Origin of the sequence: Enterobacter kobei, from assembly GCF_001729765.1 — a bacterium.
GTDB classification, from domain to species: Bacteria; Pseudomonadota; Gammaproteobacteria; order Enterobacterales; family Enterobacteriaceae; genus Enterobacter; species Enterobacter kobei.
Map to the genome: position 1 here is coordinate 3,492,002 of NZ_CP017181.1, position 16,106 is coordinate 3,508,107.

Annotated in this window: 11 protein-coding genes and 1 pseudogene; 3 read left to right on the forward strand and 9 right to left on the reverse strand. The window is 56.5% G+C overall.

The window, feature by feature from the left end; genetic code table 11:
* Nucleotides 1-6: 6 nt before the first annotated feature.
* Nucleotides 7-987 (reverse strand): annotated as a pseudogene (locus tag BFV64_RS16715) (nickel/cobalt transporter).
* Nucleotides 978-1,616, reverse strand: coding sequence for a DUF1007 family protein (locus tag BFV64_RS16720; protein WP_014884828.1), 639 nt, complete (start codon nt 1,614-1,616; stop codon nt 978-980). The pseudogene BFV64_RS16715 and the gene BFV64_RS16720 overlap by 10 nt, the downstream one beginning before the upstream one ends.
* Before the next feature lie 125 nt (nt 1,617-1,741).
* Between BFV64_RS16720 and csiE the strand changes: the two genes are divergently transcribed.
* Nucleotides 1,742-3,019 carry a stationary phase inducible protein CsiE gene (gene csiE, locus BFV64_RS16725; RefSeq protein ID WP_069602297.1) on the forward strand — a complete coding sequence of 426 codons (1,278 nt, stop codon included), beginning with the start codon at nt 1,742-1,744 and terminating at the stop codon, nt 3,017-3,019.
* Here the strand turns inward: csiE and BFV64_RS16730 are convergent, their stop codons facing one another.
* Nucleotides 3,020-4,159, reverse strand: a complete 1,140-nt coding sequence (locus tag BFV64_RS16730; RefSeq protein ID WP_014884829.1) for a 3-phenylpropionate MFS transporter — start codon at nt 4,157-4,159, stop codon at nt 3,020-3,022.
* 172 nt (nt 4,160-4,331) lie between these two features.
* Here BFV64_RS16730 and BFV64_RS16735 point away from each other — a divergent pair, with 172 nt between their 5' ends.
* Nucleotides 4,332-4,754 carry a DoxX family protein gene (locus BFV64_RS16735; RefSeq protein ID WP_014884830.1) on the forward strand — a complete coding sequence of 141 codons (423 nt, stop codon included), beginning with the start codon at nt 4,332-4,334 and terminating at the stop codon, nt 4,752-4,754.
* A gap of 54 nt (nt 4,755-4,808) precedes the next feature.
* Here BFV64_RS16735 and glyA read toward each other — a convergent pair whose 3' ends face one another.
* Complete coding sequence (gene glyA / locus BFV64_RS16740) at nt 4,809-6,062, reverse strand: serine hydroxymethyltransferase (RefSeq protein ID WP_008502165.1); 1,254 nt, start codon at nt 6,060-6,062, stop codon at nt 4,809-4,811.
* Between the two features lie 304 nt (nt 6,063-6,366).
* Between glyA and hmpA the strand changes: the two genes are divergently transcribed.
* Nucleotides 6,367-7,557: an NO-inducible flavohemoprotein gene (gene hmpA / locus BFV64_RS16745; protein WP_014884831.1), complete on the forward strand. Its 1,191-nt coding sequence runs from the start codon at nt 6,367-6,369 to the stop codon at nt 7,555-7,557.
* 83 nt (nt 7,558-7,640) lie between these two features.
* On the opposite strand, the gene glnB is transcribed toward hmpA, so the two are convergent.
* The 5 genes from glnB to purL all read right to left on the reverse strand — a co-directional run bounded on the left by glnB (nt 7,641) and on the right by purL (nt 15,955).
* Nucleotides 7,641-7,979, reverse strand: a complete 339-nt coding sequence (gene glnB / locus BFV64_RS16750) for a nitrogen regulatory protein P-II (protein WP_003860685.1) — start codon at nt 7,977-7,979, stop codon at nt 7,641-7,643.
* A gap of 65 nt (nt 7,980-8,044) precedes the next feature.
* A complete protein-coding gene (glrR, locus tag BFV64_RS16755) occupies nt 8,045-9,382 on the reverse strand; it encodes a two-component system response regulator GlrR (RefSeq protein ID WP_069602298.1) in 1,338 nt (445 codons plus the stop codon).
* Nucleotides 9,369-10,106 (reverse strand): two-component system QseEF-associated lipoprotein QseG, encoded by a 738-nt coding sequence (gene qseG, locus BFV64_RS16760; RefSeq protein ID WP_069602299.1) that lies wholly within the window; start codon nt 10,104-10,106, stop codon nt 9,369-9,371. Before qseG ends, glrR begins: the two co-directional genes overlap by 14 nt.
* Before the next feature lies 1 nt (nt 10,107).
* Nucleotides 10,108-11,535, reverse strand: a complete 1,428-nt coding sequence (qseE, locus tag BFV64_RS16765; protein WP_014884834.1) for a two component system sensor histidine kinase QseE/GlrK — start codon at nt 11,533-11,535, stop codon at nt 10,108-10,110.
* 532 nt (nt 11,536-12,067) lie between these two features.
* Nucleotides 12,068-15,955, reverse strand: a complete 3,888-nt coding sequence (gene purL / locus BFV64_RS16770) for a phosphoribosylformylglycinamidine synthase (protein WP_069602300.1) — start codon at nt 15,953-15,955, stop codon at nt 12,068-12,070.
* Between the last annotated feature and the right edge of the window lie 151 nt (nt 15,956-16,106).

The following is a 16,106-nucleotide window of genomic DNA, read 5'->3' on the forward strand; positions in this document are numbered from 1 at the left end:
TCCCAACTAAAACGGCCGCAATCCCCTTCCCACCGGTACCACACTGTTCCACATCGTCACCGCCGCCACCAGCAGAATCACCCCGCCCGCCAGCGCGAGCGTTGTCCATCCGACCTGTCGCCACAGCACCGGCGTTTTATTGCCGCTGAGTTTAACCGCCAGCTGACGGAAGCTGTGCACCAGCAACGCCAGCGAAGAAATCGTCAGTGACGTTCCAGCCGCCATCGCCAGCGCAGAAAGCATTCCCCAGCCAAACACGCCAATCACCTTGCTGAACAACAACACCATGATTGCCCCCGAGCACGGGCGCATCCCCATCGAGAGCACAATCATCAGCCGCGCACGCCAGTCATCACCGTTCTGTAGCTGTTCCTGCGTCGGCAGATGCTGATGTCCGCAGCCACAGTTTTCATCGTGAACGTGATGCGGCGTAAAAGTCCTGAATTGCGGTTTTTGCAACAGCGCGCGCAGTTTTTTCAGTGCTCGCCAGCAGAGGATCAGCCCCAGCACGCCCACCAGCGCATAGCTCCCCTTTTCCAGTCAGAAGCTACTCATGTGCAGCTGCCGGGCTGGAAGCTGAAGAAGTGAAAGCACCACGACAACCAGCCCAATCGCCACGCCCCCCTGAAGCAGCGAGGAGGCCAGCGTAAGACCCATGCTCGATTTCAGCTTCGACGGATGGGTCGCAAGCCAGGTGGTGATAACGATTTTGCCATGCCCAGGCCCCAGCGCATGCAGCACCCCGTAGATAAAGCTGAACGCCAGCAGGGAACCGCCCGCTTTCGTTGGGTTCTCCGCCACCGCTTTCAGTAAACCACTCATCTGCTGGTTCACCTCGCGTTGCCAGATGATGCTTTTCATCATCACCTGCGGCCAGGCCTGCCACAGCCAGAGCGAACCGCCAATAGCTAACAGTATAAAAAGCGCCAGCGGCCAAAGATGAAGCCAGCGGCGAGATTTGCGGGACGGAGAAGCGATCACTGACATTGTAACGTCACCTCCTGCGCGAACTGTTTACCCAACTCCATGTCCTCCGGTGGCGCATCTTCTTTATCAAGAGAGACGGCAAAGTTCAGCGTCTCTTCGCTGGGCTTCGGGGTGTGAACCGCCATTTTGCAGGTTTTCTGCAACGAGGCCGGCAGCTGTACATCGCTCTCGTCGGCGTAGTGCATGTCGACGTAGTAGGTGGGGTCAAAAGTGGAAAAAGTATATTTTTGCCCTGCCAGCGGCTGCGGGTGCGCCAGCGGAAGGACGAACGTCAGCACCGCCTGATGCCCGTCGCGTGACATACCATACTCCGTGGGTCGGTTAAGAAACTTCACCTTCTGGCCGTTATGCCAGAACTCGGTGAAGTAGTGCTGACCCAGCACGTTAGCCATCACTTCCGCCGCCAGCTTTTTCCAGATTTCATCGCCGGGCTTCGCATTTCCCGCATCATAAAGCAGGTCAGCCGAGGTGATTTCATCCATCGTCCAGCGCATCTTCAGGCCACTTAACTGCGTGCCGTCGGTGACCAGTTCGGTTTTCAGGCTGATAAAACTGTGAGGATGTGCGCAGGTGGTGAAGGAGATAACCGCCAAAAATAACGCCATCGCACTGTGTTTAACTGTCTGCATCAATTCCTCACGTCAAAAATTCTGTGATGTTCTCCAGCAATCCTGAGTGAAAGGCCTGCCGGTGCGCTTTTCAGCCCCCATCCTTTAGCTATTCTTATCAAACATTCACACTGGATACCCGACAGATGATGACGACGCTTGAAATTCCATCTGTGCTTTCCAGTTCGCAGCGCCGTTGCCAGGTGCTTTTAATGCTTTACCTGCCCGATGCTGCCGTCACCGCACAGAGCATAATCGCAGCCAACGGCGTGGACGACGTCCTGGCACGGCAAGATATAGCCGAGACGCGCGATGAAATCCAGCGCTATCACCGGCTGGATATCGTCACGCACCACGACGGCAGCTACCGGATTGAAGGCACTGCCCTGAACCAGCGTTTATGCCTGCTGCACTGGCTGCGCAGGGCGCTCCGCCTTTGCCCGCAGTTTGTCTCGCACCAGTTTACGCCAGCGTTAAAAACCGCGCTTAAACAACACGGCATCGCGCGGCCACTTTACGACGATGCTAACCTGCGGGCGTTAATCAACTTCTGCTCGCGCAAGCTGCAGCGGCAGTTTGAGTGTCGGGACATCCAGTTCTTACAGCTCTACTTACAGTACTGCCTTATCCAGCACCACCTGGGGAATACGCCACAATTTTCCCATGCCCAGCGCAGCTGGACGCAGTCGCGGGGAGAGTATTTTACGGCGCAGGAGATCGTCCGTCACTGGAAGCGGCGCGTTCCTCAGGGCGCGCATGTGGATGAGCAGTTGTTTCTGGCGCTGCTGTTTATGATGCTCCGCACGCCCGATCCGGTGCTGGATGAGCACCAGCAGGATGAGCGTTTGCGTCGCGCCATCGTGCGCATGGTGGCCCGTTTTCGCTCGCAGACCGGGATGAACTTCAGCGACGAGCAAGGGCTGACCGATCAGCTGTATATCCATCTGTCTCAGGCGCTGGACCGTTCCCTGTTTGAAATTGGCATCGACAACAGCCTGCCAGAGGAGATCCATCGTCTCTATCCCCGGCTGTTACGCACCACGAAAGAGGCGTTGTTTGAGCTGGAAGCGGAGTTTGGCCTGCGTTTTTCCGATGAAGAGATGAGCCTGGTCGCGGTGATTTTCGGCGCCTGGCTGATGCAGGAGTCCGATCTCCATGAAAAGCAGGTGGTGCTGTTGACCGGGGAAGATAAATCCTGTGAGGAGCTGATTGAACAGCAGCTGCGCGAGTTGACGCTGCTGCCGCTCAATATTCGCTATCTGACGTTGCAGGCTTTTCAGAAAGAGGGCGCGCCGCGCGAAGCCGCGCTGGTGGTCACCCCCTATCCTGTTGCCCTGCCGCTGTTCTCGCCGCCGTTGATCCACGCGGTTGAATCACTGAATGCGCAGCAGCAAGAGCATATTCGCGCGATGCTGGAGTCGTAGTTACGCGCGTGCGGCCACTTTTGGTCGAACAAACATCGCCGGTAGCGCCACCAGCGCCATTACCCAGAAGACGCCGTGCCCGAGGTGTTGATACAGGAAACCGGCAAAGACCGTCATCACCGCAATACTGCCGCCCATTGCTACCGCGGAATAGACCGACTGCAGACGAATCACATCCCCGCCCTCACGCGCAGCGATATAGCGCATCGCCGCCAGGTGACATACGGTGAAGGTGCCGCAGTGCAGAATTTGCGCCAAGATCAGCCATGGCAGATCCGTCGTCCAGCCCATAATACCCCAGCGTGCCACGCCGCAAATCGCCGAAAGCAGCAGCAGATCGCGCGCGCCAAAACGGCGGAACAGCTTTTTGCTCAGGGCGAAAATAATGACTTCGGCCACCACGCCCAGCGACCAGAGGTAACCGACCGCAGAGGCAGAGTAGCCCGCCCCCTGCCAGTAGATAGCGCTGAAGCCATAGTACGCCGCATGCGCCCCCTGAAGCAGACAGACGCACGCCAGAAAGCGCCAGCTCTGTGCGACCAGGCTCCGCCAGGCTGGCCAACCCGCGCTCTCCTGATGGCGACTTTCTCCCTGCGGCATCACGGATGGACGTAACAGCATTCCCAGCAGCATCGACGCTATCCCGATGCTCAGCAGAGCCAGAATCGCACGGTAGTCGTAGAGGCTGACCAGTTTCCCAACCAGCGCGGAACCGATAACAAAAGCAATAGAGCCCCACAGGCGCACGCGGCCATAGTCCATGGTGATCTGCTTTTGCCAGGTGTTCGCCAGCGCATCCGTCAGAGGAACCAGCGGAGAGAAGAACAGGTTAAAGCCGACCATCACCACCATCAGCCAGGCAAACTGATGGCTTACCCAGAAGCAGGCGACAAAGACCAGGGTGAGCAGCGCGAGAATGCGTACAGCCTTGATCAGCAGAGAGGGATCGCTGACGCGCGGGGCAATCAGCAGGCTGCCAAGAAAACGCGCCACCAGTCCGGCCCCCAGCAGAACGCCGATGGTCTCTGGAGTCAGGCCGATTCCCTTGAGCCAGACGCTCCAGAATGGCAGAAAAATACCGTAGCTAAAGAAATAGGTGAAATAGCTGAGCGCCAGCCAGCGCGTGGAATGCAAGACCATGAATCCCTCCCGAAATGGAGGCCATAGTCTGGCGAGAATAGAAAAATTAAGCAAGTAGATAGCCTGCTATAAATTAACGAAAAATTAACATATCGTGCAGTCGTCAGGCTTATGGCAGGGAATGAAAATGTGTATTACGTTTAAATTACTCCACTTGCAGAGGTTTTCTGCCATGAACTCACTACGTTATCTCGATTTTGGTCAGTCACGCCATCTGTTGTTGTTGATTGCCCGTATCGCGCTTGTCGTCCTGTTTATTATCTTTGGTTATCCGAAACTGACGGGGTTTAGCGGCACCGTACAATATATGACCTCGCTGGGGACACCGATGCCCATGCTGGCGGCCATTATTGCGGTGGTGATGGAAGTGCCAGCCGCCATCCTGATCGTACTGGGCTTTTTCACCCGCCCTCTTGCCGTGCTGTTTGTGTTCTACACGCTGGGCACGGCGGTGATTGGTCACCATTACTGGAATATGACCGGTGACGCGGTCGTACCGAATATGATTAATTTCTACAAGAATGTCAGTATTGCGGGCGCATTTATATTGCTGGCGATTGTAGGTCCAGGCGCAATATCCCTTGACCGCCGTTAAGCCATAAAAAAAGGCCGCACGCGCGGCCTTTTAACGTTCTGCTGAGCAGAGGAATTATGCGTATACCGGGAAGCGTGCGCAGATATCCAGAACTTTACCTTTGACGCGCTCGATAACCGCTTCGTCATTGATGTTGTCCAGAACGTCACACATCCAGCCAGCCAGCTCTTTCACTTCCGCTTCTTTAAAGCCGCGACGCGTCACAGCCGGAGAACCGATACGGATACCGGACGTCACGAACGGGCTCTTCGGATCGTTTGGCACGCTGTTTTTGTTCACGGTGATGTTAGCGCGGCCCAGTGCAGCGTCAGCTTCTTTACCGGTCAGGTTCTTATCAACCAGATCCAGCAGGAACAGGTGGTTTTCAGTACCGCCAGAAACCACTTTGTAGCCACGGTTCAGGAACACTTCCACCATCGCTTTGGCGTTCTTAGCAACCTGCTGCTGATAAACCTTGAACTCTGGCTCCATCGCTTCTTTCAGCGCTACCGCTTTTGCCGCGATAACGTGCATCAGCGGGCCGCCCTGCGCGCTTGGGAACACGGCAGAGTTCAGTTTTTTGTACAGCTCTTCGTCACCGCCTTTCGCCAGGATCAGGCCACCGCGTGGACCCGCCAGGGTTTTATGGGTAGTGGTGGTCACAACGTGAGCGTGCGGAACCGGGTTCGGGTAAACGCCAGCGGCAATCAGACCCGCTACGTGCGCCATGTCGACGAACAGGTAAGCACCGATGCTGTCTGCGATTTCACGCATTTTTGCCCAGTCAACGATACCGGAGTAAGCAGAGAAGCCACCGATGATCATCTTCGGTTTATGCTCTTTAGCCTGCTTCGCCATGTCTTCGTAGTCAATTTTACCGGACTCATCGATACCGTAAGGGATGATGTTGTACAGTTTGCCGGAGAAGTTCACCGGGGAGCCGTGAGTCAGGTGGCCACCCTGCGCCAGGTTCATACCCAGCACCGTATCGCCCGGCTGCAGCAGCGCGGTGTAAACGGCGAAGTTAGCCTGAGAGCCGGAGTGCGGCTGCACGTTCGCGTAGTCAGCGCCAAAGAGTTCTTTCGCACGGTCGATTGCCAGCTGCTCAACGATATCAACGTACTCGCAACCGCCGTAGTAGCGCTTGCCTGGATAACCTTCAGCGTATTTGTTGGTCAGCTGAGAACCCTGTGCCTGCATGACGCGCGGGCTGGTGTAGTTTTCGGAGGCGATCAGTTCGATGTGCTCTTCCTGACGTACTTTTTCCTGCTCCATAGCCTGCCACAGTTCGGCATCATAATCGGCAATGTTCATTTCACGCTTTAACATCCGCATCTCCTGACTCAGCTAACAAGTAAATTTTGGCCTGAAAAGGCAGTCCTGTTGGACGACGGGCAACAGTATAACTGAATAGTTCTGTGATAACAGGTCTTGACAAACGATTTTACGCAAACGTTTTCCTTCACGCCACGCAAGGGTTTGAGGAATAAAGCGCTCCCCTGTTTCAACGGATTTCTTTTCAGGTTTGTGATGCATATTTTTCATCTTGCAAAGAACCATTTACAACGCAGGGGTATTTTTTATAAGATGCATTTAAAATACATCATTAAAGTCACATCAAAAGGACGCGCTCATGCTCGACGCTCAAACCATCGCTACCGTTAAAGCCACCATCCCCCTGCTGGTGGAAACCGGTCCTAAACTCACCGCTCATTTTTACGATCGCATGTTCACGCATAACCCAGAGTTGAAAGAGATTTTCAACATGAGTAACCAGCGTAATGGCGATCAGCGTGAAGCCCTGTTCAACGCCATCGCGGCCTACGCCAGCAACATTGAAAACCTGGCGGCATTACTGCCTGCGGTGGAAAAAATCGCGCAGAAGCACACCAGCTTCCAGATCAAACCCGAGCAGTACAATATTGTCGGCGGCCACCTGCTGGCAACGCTGGACGAAATGTTCAGCCCGGGCCAGGAGGTACTGGACGCCTGGGGTAAAGCCTACGGCGTGCTGGCAAACGTCTTCATCAACCGTGAAGCGCAGATCTACAGTGAAAACGCCAGCAAGAACGGCGGCTGGGAAGGCACTCGCGCCTTCCGCATCGTTGAGAAAACACCGCGCAGCGCATTGATCACCAGTTTTGAATTTGAACCGGTGGATGGTCAGCCGGTAGCGGATTATCAGCCAGGCCAATATCTCGGCGTGTGGCTGAAGCCTGAAGGTTTTCCGCATCAGGAGATCCGCCAGTATTCCCTGACCCGCAAACCCGACGGCAAAGGCTATCGCATTGCGGTGAAACGCGAGGACGGCGGCCAGGTTTCCAGCTGGCTGCATAACGAAGCCAGCGTGGGTGACGTCGTTCACCTGGCCGCACCGGCGGGTGACTTCTTCATGGCGGTAGACGCTACTACCCCGGTAACGCTGATCTCGGCTGGTGTCGGCCAAACGCCAATGCTGGCGATGCTGGATACGCTGGCGAAAGCAAACCACAGCGCACAGGTCAACTGGTTCCATGCCGCAGAGAACGGCGAGGTGCATGCCTTTGCGGACGAAGTGAAAACGCTGGGCGCGACGCTGCCCCGCTTCACCGCGCATACCTGGTATCGCTTGCCAACGGAAGCAGACCGCGCAGCCGCACGTTTTGACAGCGAAGGGTTGATGAATTTAAGCCAGCATGAAGGGGCGTTCAGCGCGCCGGATATGCAGTTCTACGTCTGCGGACCGGTGGCGTTTATGCAATATGCCGCGAAGCAGCTGGTGGCGCTGGGTGTGAATAAAGACAACATTCATTACGAATGTTTCGGCCCGCATAAAGTGCTGTAATGCAAAAAGCCCCTCGAACTAGGGGCTTTTTTTTCGCCGGGTGGCGGCTACGCCTTACCCGGCCTTCAAAACCGTTGGCATCGTTAAATCGCGGCGTCGTCTTCTTCGCCGGTACGGATACGGATTACGCGCGCCACGTCAAAGACGAAGATTTTACCGTCGCCAATTTTGCCCGTCTGCGCCGTGCGGATGATGGTATCCACGCAGGTATCGACGATGTCATCGCTGACCACGATTTCAATTTTCACTTTCGGCAGAAAGTCGACCATGTACTCTGCGCCACGGTAAAGCTCGGTGTGGCCTTTCTGACGACCAAAACCTTTCACTTCCGTCACGGTCATCCCGGTGATGCCGACTTCCGCCAGCGCTTCACGCACATCATCCAGTTTGAAAGGTTTAATAATCGCATCAATCTTTTTCATGGTGGGTCCTTAAACGCTTGCCTGTAAGCTGCCTCGTAATCGATTGCTCACAGTACCATACGGCATTACTCTTTAAAATCGTTTGCTTCCAGCTCGTGGCGTGAGAGCAGCTTGTAAAACTCGGTGCGGTTGCGTCCGGCCATTCGCGCTGCGTGGGTCACGTTGCCTTTGGTGATCTGCAGCAGCTTGCGCAGATAGTTCAGCTCGAACTGGTTACGCGCTTCGGCGAAAGTCGGCAAGGCCGTGTTTTCCCCTTCCAGCGCCTGCTCCACCAGCGCATCGCTGATAACGGGCGATGACGTCAACGCCACACACTGCTCAATCACGTTTACCAGCTGGCGAACGTTACCCGGCCAGCTGGCCGCCATCAGCCGTTTCATCGCATCGGTGGAAAACGCGCGGACAAATGGTTTATGGCGATCGGCCGCCTGACGCAACAGGTGATTCGCCAGCAGCAGAATATCTTCAGCACGCTCTGCCAGTGCCGGGATTTTGAGATTCACCACGTTCAGACGGTAGTAGAGGTCTTCACGAAACTCGTTGCGCGCCATCACTTTTGGTAAGTCGCGGTGGGTGGCGGAAATAATTCGTACGTTAATATCAATATCGCGGTTGCTGCCCAGCGGGCGCACTTTACGCTCCTGAAGCACGCGCAGCAGTTTGACCTGTAGCGGCGCAGGCATGTCACCAATCTCGTCGAGGAACAGCGTGCCGCCTTCCGCGGCCTGGAACAGCCCTTCCCGGCTGCTTACCGCGCCGGTGAAGGCGCCACGGGCATGACCAAACAGTTCGGACTCAAGCAATTGTTCCGGAAGCGCGCCGCAGTTAATGGCAATAAAGGCATTTTTGCTGCGCGGGCTGGCGTTGTGGATCGCCTGCGCCAGGATCTCTTTCCCGGTTCCGCTCTGGCCGTTAATCAGCACGCTGACGTCGGACTGGGCGACCATCCGCGCCTGCTCAAGCAGACGAAGCATGATCGGGCTGCGGGTCACAATGGATTCACGCCATGCGTCGTCGCCAGAGGGTGCCGCGTGCTCCAGCGCGCTGTCGATGGCTTTGTAGAGTGCGTCTTTATCTACCGGCTTGGTGAGGAAGCTGAATACGCCCTGCTGGGTTGCGGCGACGGCATCCGGAATTGACCCGTGTGCCGTCAGGATAATCACCGGCATGCCCGGCTGCTGCTTCTGGATCTCCGCGAACAGCTGCAGACCGTCCATTTCGTCCATCCGCAGATCGCTGATGACCAGATCAATTTTCTCGCGGCTAAGGACTTTCAGCCCTTCCTGTCCGCTTTCCGCAGTCACTACGCTGTAGCCTTCACTCACCAGACGCATCCCCAGCAGCTTTAACAGCCCGGGATCGTCATCCACCAGTAAGAGATGGGCAGGTTTACGGCTCGTCATGCTTCACATCCTCTTGTTTCTGCGTGTCGCTGTCCGGTGCTGCGGATGCGCTACCAGGCTGATATTTGCGCGACGAGAGCTGTCTTTCGATATCGGTCAGGTTTTCCAGCTTGCGCGTCGTGGTATCCAGCTGAGTGCGTAAATGCTGTTGCTGTTGACGCAGCGTATCAAGTTCGCTGTCGGTGGACTGCTGGAGCTTGCTGTAGCGAGAACGCTCTTCAGACAGCTGAAGCTGTAAGGTCTGACCATCCCGCCAGAGCTGGTATACCGGTCGTACCTGTACCGGGAGCGCGATCGTAAAGGTACCCAGCCGGGTCACATTAGCCCGGCGTTCGACGGGGGTGATTTTCGCATCGGCCAGTAGAATTCCCCGCTTGAAAGCGTCCTGCCAGGTGTCGTCATCCAGCATCGCCGCTTTCGAACGGGCGTCCACCGGCGCAAGACGCTGGGCACAATCTATTCCGCGCAGCCAGAACAGCGGATTATTTTCGACATCATGCCCTGACAAATTCCAGATGTCGTCACAGCGGGTAGAGAGGAAATCCGCCAGCTGGTTATCCGGCCATTTATCTTCTTGTTTACCGCTTATCGCACTTTGTGGCGCATGGGAAACGCACCCTGCCAGAAATAAACAAGGTAAACCCAGGCGAAATGTGTTGCTGGAAAACACCGCACGTACGGCGCGGAAAAAGACGTGTGACATACTCACCAGACTTAGATTCATTTTATTGGTTTTTCCGGCTCAGGGGCAGTTCAATACGGAAGCAAACATCCGCACGTTCGTCCGTGGCAATGTTTAGCTCACCCTGCATGCGTCGTATGCAGTCCCGGGCGATGCTTAAGCCCAGACCACTTCCTTTTACCGCACCCTTCCGCTGATGACTCCCCTGGAAAAAGGGTTCGAAGATCATGGTTTTTTCGTCATCAGGGATCGGGGTGCCGGTGTTAGCGACGTCAATAAACACCCGGGAACCCATCGTATAACTTCGGATATAAATGTTACCGGATTCAGTACCATAGTGCACCGCATTGGAGTAAAGATTATCCAGAACGCTCATTAAAAGCATCGGTTCAGCGAGACAGGCAGGCGCACTCAACTCCACCCCGGTATGCATCATTTTAGCTCTTGCTGGCAAGCTATGGGCGGAGATCACCATATCCACCAGCGGCGCAATCTCGACCTCTTCAAGAACGACCGCCCCGTCAGCCAGCTTGCGGTTGTAATCCAGCAGCTGTTCAATCAGCTTTTGCAGGTTGCGGCTGCTGGCATCCAGAATCTCAACAATTTCTTTCTGTTCTGGCGTTAGCGGCCCTGCCACCTCGTCTGCCAGCAGCTCCGTTCCTTCACGCATGCTGGCGAGCGGCGTTTTCAGTTCATGGGAAATATGGCGCAGGAACTGATGACGCTGGGATTCCAGCCACGCCAGACGCTCAGACAGCCAGATAATACGCTGACCAACGGAGCGCAGCTCGCGCGGGCCTTTAAAGGAAACCGAATCCCCGAGCGATTTCCCCTCTCCAAGACGGTTGATCATACGCTGAATGCCCTTCACCGGGCCGATGATCATACGGGTAAAGAGCAGAACCAGCCCGAGACTCACCAGGAAGAGCACCAGTGCCTGCCAGCCGAAGAACTGCCCGCGTTCGGCTATCTCCTGCTGCAGCTGCTGACCGCGAGAGAAAATGACCGTGCGGGTTGACTGCACCATCTCGGTGTTGGCGGCAGCAAACGCTTCAAGACGCGCGGCGGCGGCGGCATCCGGCCCGCTATTGTGGCATTGCAGCTGCGCAAGATCGTTCAGATCCTGACGCAATGCCTGATACAGCTTGTCGTCGGGCAACACGCCCGCATGCGCGTCCAGCATCTCGCTGTAGCGCTTGCGTTGACTCTGGTAAACCTTTTCCAGCGTCCGATCGTCAAGCACGCAGTACTGGCGATAGCTACGCTCCATCTCCAGCGCGGCGTTGGTCATCGCTTCACTGCGTCTGGCGTCGATAAGCGTGGTGCGGTTAGTCAGTGCGGCCTGAGCGCTCAGCGCGTTAAGGCTTTGCCACGCCTGCCAGGCGAGGATCAGCAATGGCAGCAGGATTAGCAGGAAGGCCATCATCACGAGCTGTCGCAGGGAGCGGGGAAAAACGGGCCAGCGTTTCAACGCATTACTCTCTTCATGGGGGTTTACGCAGAGCGTAACTGAGTCTGCCCTTCAGATACAACAAAGCCGGGTAAAAACCCGGCTTTGTTATGGAATAAGGCGGTGCCTAACTCGACGTTTCGCCCTGGCCTGATAAAGCATCGCTATGATCAGTAGTTGGACGGCAGGCACCTTTTTGTGCGTCATTCGAAGTTTATGTAGCACGTCCCGAAGGGGCTGACATAAGAAGGTGAATGAGCCACTGGTTAATATTATGCAACACCCGTGCCAGAATGCAAAAAAAAACATTAACACATTGATATATAAACATTTTACCAATTTCACCTGTTCATTATCGTTTGAATGATTTCCAGGCTAAGTGTCGCTATTAAGCAACACCTTAACAGGAACCTGTTCTGCCATATATAAATCAATGAGTTAAATGTCTCCTTTTGGAGACAGTCGCAAACCGTCTTTGTCGCAATTTTGCGACACACATAAAAAAGCCCGGTGCGCTACGCTTACCGGGCCTGGAAGGTACCTGCTTTACATCTTAACCCAACTGTTTACGCGCATTGCGGAAGATACGCATCCACGGGCTGTCCTCGCCCCAGTTTTCCGGGTGCCAGGAGTTGCCCACGGTACGGAACACGCGCTCCGGGTGCGGCATCATAATGGTTGCACGACCACTTTCGCTGGTGACTGCCGTAATACCGTTGACCGAGCCGTTCGGGTTAGCCGGATAGGTTTCGGTGACCTTGCCGAAGTTATCGACAAAGCGCAGCGCCACCAGACCTTTGCTTTCAAGCTGAGCCAGATGTGCTGCATCACGCACTTCTACCTGACCTTCACCGTGGGACACGGCGATTGGCATCTGTGATCCGACCATGCCCTGCAGCAGCAGAGATGGGCTTTGTGTCACTTCCACCAGGCTGAAGCGCGCTTCAAAGCGGTCAGACTGGTTACGCACAAAGCGCGGCCAGGCTTCGCTGCCCGGGATAAGCTCGCGCAGGTTGGACATCATCTGGCAACCGTTACACACGCCCAGCGCCAGCGTTTGCGGACGGTGGAAGAAGGTTTCGAACTCGTCGCGCACGCGGCTGTTAAACAGAATGGACTTCGCCCAGCCTTCACCGGCGCCCAGTACGTCACCGTAAGAGAAACCACCGCAGGCCACCAGCGCCTGGAAATCTTCCAGACCGGTACGCCCGGCCAGCAGATCGCTCATGTGAACGTCGATGGCGTCAAAGCCCGCACGGTGGAAGGCAGCCGCCATTTCAACGTGGGAGTTAACGCCCTGCTCGCGCAGCACGGCCACCTTCGGACGTGCACCCGTCGCAATGTACGGCGCGGCGATGTCTTCGTTGATGTCGAAGGAGAGCTTCACGTTCAGGCCTGGATCGCTGTCGTTAGCCTTCGCGTTATGCTCCTGATCGGCACATTCCGGGTTATCACGCAGGCGCTGCATCTGCCAGGTCGTTTCCGCCCACCACATACGCAGCGTGGTGCGGCTTTCGCTGAAGACGGCATGACCGTCAGCTTCAATGACAAAGCGGTCGCCCTGTACGGCTTTACCCAGATAATGTACGCAGTCTGCCAGACCGTGCTGCGCAAGAATGGCTTCAACCGCATCGCGGTCTGCCGCACGCACCTGAATCACCGCGCCCAGCTCTTCATTGAACAGCGCTGCCAGGCGGTCTTCACCCAGAGAGGCAATATTCGCCTCCAAACCACAGTGGCCGGTGAAGGCCATCTCTGCCAGCGTGACCAGCAGGCCGCCGTCGGAGCGGTCGTGGTAGGCCAGCAGCTTACGCTGCGCCACCAGCGCCTGAATTGCATCGTAGAAGCCTTTTAACTGGGCCACGTCACGCACATCGGCCGGTGTATCACCCAGCTGACGATAAACCTGCGCCAGCGCCGTGGCACCCAGCGCGTTGTGACCTTTACCCAGGTCAATCAGCAACAGGGCGTTGTCTTCGGTCGCAAGCTGCGGCGTCACGGTGTGACGTACGTCTTCCACGCGCGCAAAGGCGGAGATGATCAGCGACAGCGGAGAAGTGATCTCGCGCTGCTCGTTGCCTTCCTGCCAGCGGGTTTTCATCGACATGGAGTCTTTGCCCACCGGAATGGTCAGCCCAAGCGCAGGACACAGCTCTTCGCCCACCGCTTTCACGGCTTCATACAGGCCCGCATCTTCGCCAGGGTGACCGGCAGCGGCCATCCAGTTAGCGGAGAGCTTGATACGTTTGATATCGCCAATCTGCGTCGCGGCAATGTTGGTCAGCGCTTCACCCACAGCCAGACGGGCGGACGCGGCGAAGTCCAGCAGCGCCACTGGCGTGCGTTCGCCCAGGGCCATCGCTTCACCGTAGTAGCTGTCGAGACTCGCGGTGGTTACGGCACAGTTCGCGACCGGGATCTGCCACGGGCCGACCATCTGATCGCGCGAGACCATACCGGTTACGGTACGGTCGCCAATGGTGACCAGGAAGGTTTTCTCTGCCACCGCCGGCAGGTGCAGCACGCGGTTGACCGCTTCTGCAACGGTGATGCCCTGGCGATCCAGCGCTTTGCCCGCTGCTTTACGCGTTTGCACGTCGCGGGTCATCTTCGGCGTTTTACCGAGCAGAACGTCCAGCGGCAGATCGATCGGCTGGTTGTCGAAATGGGTGTCGCTCAGGGTCAGGTGCTTCTCTTCGGTCGCTTCGCCGATGACGGCATACGGCGCGCGCTCACGGCGGCACAGCTCGTCAAACAGCGGCAGTTGATCCGCTGCAACCGCCAGAACATAACGTTCCTGGGATTCGTTACACCAGATTTCCAGCGGGCTCATGCCTGGCTCATCGCTCAGGATATCGCGCAGGTTGAAGCGGCCACCGCGTCCGCCATCGCTCACCAGCTCCGGCATGGCGTTAGACAGACCGCCCGCGCCCACGTCATGGATAAAGAGAATCGGGTTCGCGTCGCCCAGCTGCCAGCAGCGGTCGATGACTTCCTGGCAGCGACGCTCCATTTCCGGGTTGTCGCGCTGAACGGAAGCAAAGTCGAGATCCGCATCTGACTGACCGGAGGTCATGGAGGATGCCGCGCCGCCGCCCAGGCCGATGTTCATCGCCGGGCCGCCCAGCACGATCAGCTTCGCGCCAACCACGATCTCGCCTTTCTGGACGTGATCGGCACGGATATTGCCGATCCCACCCGCCAGCATGATCGGTTTGTGATAGCCACGCAGCTCTTCGCCGTTATGACTGTCCACTTTCTCTTCATAGGTACGGAAGTAGCCGTTCAGTGCCGGACGGCCAAATTCGTTGTTGAATGCCGCGCCGCCCAGTGGACCGTCGGTCATGATATCCAGCGCGGTCACAATGCGCTCTGGCTTGCCGAAATCCTCTTCCCATGGCTGCTCAAAGCCCGGGATGCGCAGGTTGGAGACGGAGAAACCAACCAGGCCCGCTTTTGGTTTCGCACCACGTCCCGTTGCACCTTCATCACGGATTTCACCGCCTGAACCGGTGGCCGCACCCGGCCACGGGGAAATTGCCGTCGGGTGGTTGTGGGTTTCCACTTTCATCAGGATATGCGCAGGCTCCTGATGGAAGTCGTAACGACCGGTAGCGTGGTCGGCAAAATAGCGCCCAACCTCGGAGCCTTCCATCACCGCGGCATTGTCTTTATAGGCAGACAGCACGTGGTCGGGGGTTTGCTCCATGGTGTTTTTGATCATTTTGAACAGCGATTTAGGCTGCTGTTCGCCGTCAATAATCCAGTCGGCGTTGAAAATTTTATGGCGGCAGTGCTCGGAGTTGGCCTGCGCGAACATGTAGAGCTCGATGTCGTTCGGGTTGCGGTTCAGCTTAACAAACGCATCCTGCAGGTAGTCGATTTCGTCTTCTGCCAGCGCCAGGCCGAGACGCAGGTTAGCGTCAATCAGCGCCTGACGGCCCTGCCCCAGCAGGTCTACGCTTTGTACCGGCGCAGGCTGATGGTGGGAGAAGAGCTTCTGTGCGTCATCAAGAGAAGCAAACACGCTTTCCATCATGCGGTCATGCAGCTCGGCGGCAACCGCCTGCCACTGCGCGTCGCTCAGGGTCGAGGCGTCAACGTAGTAGGCCACGCCGCGCTCCAGACGGTTAATCTGGCTCAGGCCGCAGTTGTGGGCAATGTCGGTGGCTTTAGAAGACCAGGGGGAGATGGTGCCCGGACGCGGCGTCGCAAGGATCAGTTTGCCGGTTGGCGTATGGCTACTCAGATTTGGGCCATACTTGAGCAGGCGTTCCAGCTGTACGCGCTCCTCTGCATTCAGGGGGGCATTCAGGTCAGCAAAATGGACATACTCAGCGTAAATATTGCTTACCGGAAGGTCGGCCGCCTGAAAACGTGCCAGCAGTTTATTAATACGGAAGGCAGACAGTGCAGGCGAACCACGCAGAATTTCCATCATAAGTCTCTCGTCTTCGAAGCGCCGGGGCGCTTTCAGTGTGCGCAAGGGGGGAAAACGGGCGTCATTATAGAGAATCCTGAGCGCCGACGAAACCGTTTGCGTGGAAATAAAATTGGCGGAGACATTTAGCAATAGATGTGACCTGTCTCTC

What these genes read in the sequence shown, in the direction of transcription:
- BFV64_RS16720 (WP_014884828.1), bottom strand. Translation starts at nt 1,616, where the DNA reads ATGCAGACAGTTAAACACAGTGCGATGGCGTTATTTTTGGCGGTTATC.
- csiE (WP_069602297.1), top strand. Translation starts at nt 1,742, where the DNA reads ATGATGACGACGCTTGAAATTCCATCTGTGCTTTCCAGTTCGCAGCGC.
- BFV64_RS16730 (WP_014884829.1), bottom strand. Translation starts at nt 4,159, where the DNA reads ATGGTCTTGCATTCCACGCGCTGGCTGGCGCTCAGCTATTTCACCTAT.
- BFV64_RS16735 (WP_014884830.1), top strand. Translation starts at nt 4,332, where the DNA reads ATGAACTCACTACGTTATCTCGATTTTGGTCAGTCACGCCATCTGTTG.
- glyA (WP_008502165.1), bottom strand. Translation starts at nt 6,062, where the DNA reads ATGTTAAAGCGTGAAATGAACATTGCCGATTATGATGCCGAACTGTGG.
- hmpA (WP_014884831.1), top strand. Translation starts at nt 6,367, where the DNA reads ATGCTCGACGCTCAAACCATCGCTACCGTTAAAGCCACCATCCCCCTG.
- glnB (WP_003860685.1), bottom strand. Translation starts at nt 7,979, where the DNA reads ATGAAAAAGATTGATGCGATTATTAAACCTTTCAAACTGGATGATGTG.
- glrR (WP_069602298.1), bottom strand. Translation starts at nt 9,382, where the DNA reads ATGACGAGCCGTAAACCTGCCCATCTCTTACTGGTGGATGACGATCCC.
- qseG (WP_069602299.1), bottom strand. Translation starts at nt 10,106, where the DNA reads ATGAATCTAAGTCTGGTGAGTATGTCACACGTCTTTTTCCGCGCCGTA.
- purL (WP_069602300.1), bottom strand. Translation starts at nt 15,955, where the DNA reads ATGATGGAAATTCTGCGTGGTTCGCCTGCACTGTCTGCCTTCCGTATT.